Below are 5244 nucleotides of genomic sequence, written 5' to 3'. Positions count from 1 at the left end.
TGCACTGGAGCGCACGCGCGCTGATCGCCATCGTCATCTCCGGCGTCGTGGCGGAACTGATCTGGTGGGTGATCGAAAAGCCCTGCGCCGGGCTGCGACGCAGGCTCAGACACTGAGGCCCGGGCGGCCGTCCTATCCGGCGATGCTCCGGTCACCGGCACGCCCGGTGACGCGCCGCCACAACCGCTGGCCGACTTCCCGGAGCCGTTGCATCTGCCAAGCCTGAAGGTCGCGTCGGAACTCCAGGTCGTCGTAACGCGGATCGCGCTTCAACGCGGCGTAGAAGTACGCGCCGATGATGATCAATCCTCCGATCACGTACGGCTTCTCGCCCATCCGGAACATGCCGGACGCCACCGCGTAAGCCGGGTGATACCCCATGAACCAGATGCCCCGCCCCAGCCGGACCCGCCCCTTGTAGACGTTCTTGTCGGACGAACCCATCATCCGGTGGTGATACAGACGGGCACGGTCGTCGCGGATGGATCGAGTGGACCACCCCTTCATCCGGCACTTGTGGATGTCGATGCCATCCCAGAGGATCGTCTGCGTGAAGCCGCCGATCTCCTCGAACGCGCTGCGACGATAAAACTTGAACTGGCCCGCCACGACCTCGTCGATGATGTATTCTTCGACCAGTCCGTCGTCCTCAGGGCGATACACCTTGCCGGATACGGCGGCGAGCCGGGGGTCGGCCGCGAAGGCCTCCAGCATCGTTTCCAGATAGCGCTCGTCGAATGACATGTCGCCGTCCAGCTTGCAGATGTACGCGTAATCCGACTGCAACTGCGCGCGGCCGAAGTTGAACGCCTCGATCACGCCCGAACCGAGCACGCGCTTGCCGCGATCGTCCCGCGTGATCAGACGAATGAACGGATAGTCCTTCTGGTAGCTCCGCACGATGTCCGGGGTGTCGTCGCTGGATCCATCGTCGACGATGATCCACTCCGCCGGCCAGACGGTCTGGGCGACCATCGCATCCAGCGTCAGGCGGATGTATTTGGACTCGTCCCGCACCGGCGAGACGATCGCCACCGGCACGGTCGGATGCGGTTCAGACACCGGCTTCCTCCACGAATACGGACCCGAGGATGCTGACGTCGTGCACGCGCAACTCGTCGACCAGACCCTTGGCGTCGTTCAGCGAATCGGAGTCCTTGCAGACGACAACCACGGCGTGGCCGGCCATCGACGCCACCGCCTGCGCGTCGGCAACGTCCTCGACCTGGGTCGCGTCCAGAATCACGGTGCCGTGCTGGCCGGCGCTGCCACGCAGCCAGTCGCGAAAACGCGGATGCATCAGACGCTCGTCGGCCCCGCCCTTGGCGTCGCCGCCGACAACCAGCGTCAGCCCGGGCACCTCGCCGAACTGGAAACCCAGCAGGCCGGAGTCACCGGCCAGCCAGTTCGCCAGCCCGGTATCGCCCGGCACGCCGAACAGGCCGGCGGCTCCGCCGCGGCGCAGGCCGACATCGACCAGACAGGTGGAACGACCGGAGCGGCACAGCAGCACGGCAAGATTCGCCGGCACCGCGTTGCGGGACACGGACTGCCCCACTGCGACGAATGCGATGACGGCCCGATCGGGGATGCGGTCCAGCCGGGGCGCCAGACGCGCCATCAGGCTGCGGTAGCCCCGGGCCTGGGGCGAATCGGGCATCGCGACCGTGACCAGCGCACGGGCCGGATGCAGGTCGACGCTGCGAATCATCGACACCTGGCCGAGCGGCACCGGTGGCATCTCCACCTTCGGCGCGCCCTCGTGTTGCCGTGGCGCTTCTGTTGCCAGCGGATGAGGCGTCGGCGTCGGCTTGACCTCGGGTTCTTCCATGACCCAGTCACGCTTCGGCGGCCTGGGTGGCGGCGGCGGCGAGCTTTCCGGCTCAGTTGCCTTTCTTGACCATCTAGGCTTGCTGATCTTCTCCGACCGTTTCGGCCTCGCCTCGGGCTCCGGCTGCGCGGCTGCCGCCTTTGTCTGTTTCGGTGCGGATTTTTTCTTGCTCCGGGTGCCGACCGCGCGCGGAGCCTCGTCCGGAGCAGGCGTCGGAGCCTGTGGCGGCGGTTCCTCGGCCTTGGGTTGGACGGTCGCCCGCTGCCGCTGCGCCTGCTGGCGCCGCAGCGATTCGCGCAGCCGCGATGAATCCTGCTCGCTGGCCTCGACATCAATGACCCGGGCAGCCCCGAGCCGGGTGCTGAGAACCCCGCGCCTGAGCCTGGGCTTGTCGGAATCAGACATGACGCACCCGGCCTCGCTCGAAACCGTCCGGCCGCATAACCACTGTCCCGGCCGTCGCTAACGCGCCGGACGCTGCTCGCAGAGGATTCAGAACAGGCGCTCCTTCACGACAATCACGTCATCGGGCTGGACCATGTCTTCCAGTTCCGCCGACTGCGTGATCGTGCGACCGTCAGCCAGCGTCCGGCGAATGGTCACCTTGGAGTCGCTGCCACGATCGGTCAGACCACCGCCCAGCGAAATGGCCTGCATCACCGTGATCGGCGTGGTCAACGGATAGGCATCCGGCCGCCGGACTTCGCCGTAGACGTAGAACTTCGGTGCCTCGGGCACATAGATCGTGTCCCCGGCGACCAGATCGATACCGCTCGCGCTACCAGCTGTCAGCAACTGATCGAGATTGATCGCATAACGCTGCTGGCCGCTTGCGGCCCGGCGCACCAGCGTGACGGTCCGGGACCCGTCGGCGGTGATGCCGCCGGCCAGCGCCAGCGCGTCCAGCACCGAGGTCGACGATTCCAGCGGAAAACGACCCGGCGAGGCCACCGCGCCCAGCACGGAAATCTGCCGGCTGCGCAAGGCCTCGATGGTGACGTTGACCTGCGGATCCTTCAGGAATTCGCCGCGTTCGTAGGCCATGGCGATCCGGTCACCGGCCTGCTGCGGGGACAAGCCTGCAAGCTGGATGCGGTTGACCAGCGGCAGCGTGACGCTGCCGTCGTCACCAACCACCGTCTCGGTGGTCAGATCCGGCTGGCCGAACACGGTGACACGAATGCTGTCCCCGGCGCCCAGCCCGGCGCGCTGTCCGGACCCCAGCGGCGTGGCCGGCAAGCCGGTTTCCATTGGTGCATCCGCGATGGGCGAAGGTGTGAACACCGGCGCCGGCGGCAGCCGGGGACTCGGCTGCGCAATCACAGGCGGTTCGTACGGATCGGGCGCGCGATAGGCCGGCGATTCGTATCCGGGCTGCGGAACCGTGGTTGTCGCGGGCACATCTGCGGCCCAGGTCTCGGCCGCGTCCGGCAACGACGAACTCTTCGGCCGACTCAGCGTGCGTCGCTGCGGCGTGCCTACGGGCTGGCGCGTCACGGGACCGGTTTCGATCGGCGCGGTGTCGTCGGTCGGAAGACTGGTGGTCGCGCTGCGTCGCACGCGCGGCCCACCCTGCACCTGGGACGGCGGAACGGTCAGCGTCGGCGCTGACCAGCCCTGCCCGGCCGGCGCACGATACCCGGTCTCCGGCGCACGACCGGTCGGCCAGCGAGCGCTGGGATCCACCTCGGGCGGGGGCACGCCCTGCCAGGAATCGGCGGCAGGCCGGCTTGGCTGCGCAGCGGGCCGGGTCGGCACGGATTCGCGAACCGGCGGTACCGATGCCGGCGTGTCGGGAATGATGATGGTGGTCGGCGGGTACAGCGCGCGGCGATCGCCGGGTGGTTCCCAGGTCGTCGTCGTATCGGACCACTGCGACGAGGGCTCCCATTCCTTCATGTCCGACTGGGCGGACGCGACCGTCGCGAAGGCGATGATCAGGGCGGTCAGCAGCCCGCGGGGCAGGAATCCCGGTGAAACGGTTTCTCCGCTTGTGTTCGACAGAATCGTCATCCCAAGTGTATTGCCCCGACCGCACGCTCATCGTCCGGCCTGTCGGAATCCGCCAGCAAGACCGCTGCCAGTTCCATCTGATCCGGAGATTCTAACCCCTAAACCCGCCGCTATGGGGATTTGACCCTAATAAACAAGGGCTTGAACCCGATTTGTCAACCCCCAAATCGCAGACATCCCCGGCGTTGGCCGGCGGTGAGTCAAGCAACATTACCACTGGAGGTCCAACGTGAATCTCAAGCACTACGAACCCATCAGCGTCTTCAACGCATTGTCTCAGGAACTCGATCGGTGGATGGACAACAACCCGGGTCAGGCCACGCGTGCCTGGACGCCGGCGGCCGACATCGAGGAAACCGACGGCCACTACTTCGTCCGTCTCGATGTGCCGGGCGTTGACCCGCAGAAAATCGAGGTGCGCGTCGAGAAGAGCGTGCTGACGGTCGAGGGCGAACGCGAGGCGCCGGCCAGCGAAGCGGGCCGCTTCACCCGCGTCGAGCGCATCCAGGGCAAGTTCGTCCGTCAGTTCCGGCTTCCGGATGTGGCGAACGACGAGGCCATCGAGGCCGACTACGCGCAGGGCGTGCTGACGGTCCGCATCGCCAAGAAGCAAAGCAGCCAGCCGCGGCAGATCGAAGTCCGGGTGAGCTGAACCCTTCGTTCGCGGCGGCGCTTGGCTTAGGCGCCGCCGCGGGCACACCGATTCAACGCATGACGAGGCATTCCAGGTGAGAACCGACAAACTGACCACCCAATTTCAGCAGGCACTGGCCGACGCCCAATCGCTGGCGGTCGGACGAGACCATCCTCAGATCGATCCGGCGCACGTGCTGATGGCACTGCTGAATCAGGATGGTGGTGCGTCACGTCAGCTGCTGGCCCAGGCCGGCGCCCAGGTCGAGACGGTTCGCAGCCGCCTGGATGCCCTGATCGATGACCTGCCAACCGTGGGCCAGGCCACCGGTGACGTACAGGTGAGCGCCGAACTCGGCCGCCTGCTCAATCTCACCGACCGCCTTGCGCAGCAGCGCAAGGATGAATTCATCAGCTCGGAGCTGTTCCTGCTGGCGCTGGTCGACGACAAGTCGGCCGCCGGCAAGCTGCTACGGGAAGCCGGCTGCACCAAGGACGCGCTGGAACGCGCCATCGACGCCATTCGCGGCGGCGAGCGCGTGGACAATGCCGATGCCGAAGGCCAGCGCCAGGCGCTGGAGAAGTACACCATCGACCTGACCGCCCGCGCCGAGGCCGGCAAGCTGGACCCGGTGATCGGCCGTGACGAGGAAATCCGCCGCGTCATCCAGGTGCTGTCGCGCCGGACCAAGAACAACCCCGCGCTGATCGGGCGCCCCGGTGTCGGCAAGACCGCCATCGCCGAGGGGCTGGCCCAGCGCATCATT

General features: G+C 66.9%; 5 protein-coding genes. 2 read left to right on the top strand and 3 right to left on the bottom strand.

The features are described from left to right. Positions 1-132: 132 nt before the first annotated feature. The 3 genes from ABNS06_RS10845 to ABNS06_RS10835 form a co-directional block, all read right to left on the bottom strand. The gene (locus ABNS06_RS10845) at positions 133-1062 is read right to left on the bottom strand and encodes a glycosyltransferase family A protein (RefSeq protein ID WP_348674612.1); all 930 of its coding nucleotides are present in this window, start codon (positions 1060-1062) and stop codon (positions 133-135) included. Then, entirely contained in the window at positions 1055-2236 is a 1182-nt protein-coding gene (locus tag ABNS06_RS10840) for a hypothetical protein (RefSeq protein ID WP_348674611.1), read from the bottom strand. Before ABNS06_RS10840 ends, ABNS06_RS10845 begins: the two co-directional genes overlap by 8 nt. Before the next feature lie 87 nt (positions 2237-2323). Continuing rightward, entirely contained in the window at positions 2324-3844 is a 1521-nt protein-coding gene (locus tag ABNS06_RS10835; RefSeq protein ID WP_348674610.1) for an SLBB domain-containing protein, read from the bottom strand. A gap of 229 nt (positions 3845-4073) precedes the next feature. Here ABNS06_RS10835 and ABNS06_RS10830 point away from each other — a divergent pair, with 229 nt between their 5' ends. Then, complete coding sequence (locus tag ABNS06_RS10830) at positions 4074-4496, top strand: Hsp20/alpha crystallin family protein (RefSeq protein WP_348674609.1); 423 nt, start codon at positions 4074-4076, stop codon at positions 4494-4496. A 76-nt stretch (positions 4497-4572) separates the two neighbouring features. After that, on the top strand, positions 4573-5244 hold a 672-nt coding region (locus tag ABNS06_RS10825; protein WP_348674608.1), incomplete at its 3' end, for a Clp protease N-terminal domain-containing protein.

This window comes from uncultured Abyssibacter sp., from assembly GCF_964000955.1.
In the GTDB taxonomy this organism is placed as follows: Bacteria; Pseudomonadota; Gammaproteobacteria; order Nevskiales; family OUC007; genus Abyssibacter.
The sequence above is the reverse complement of the archived record's forward strand: the minus strand, read 5'-3'. Positions and strand labels throughout refer to the sequence as shown.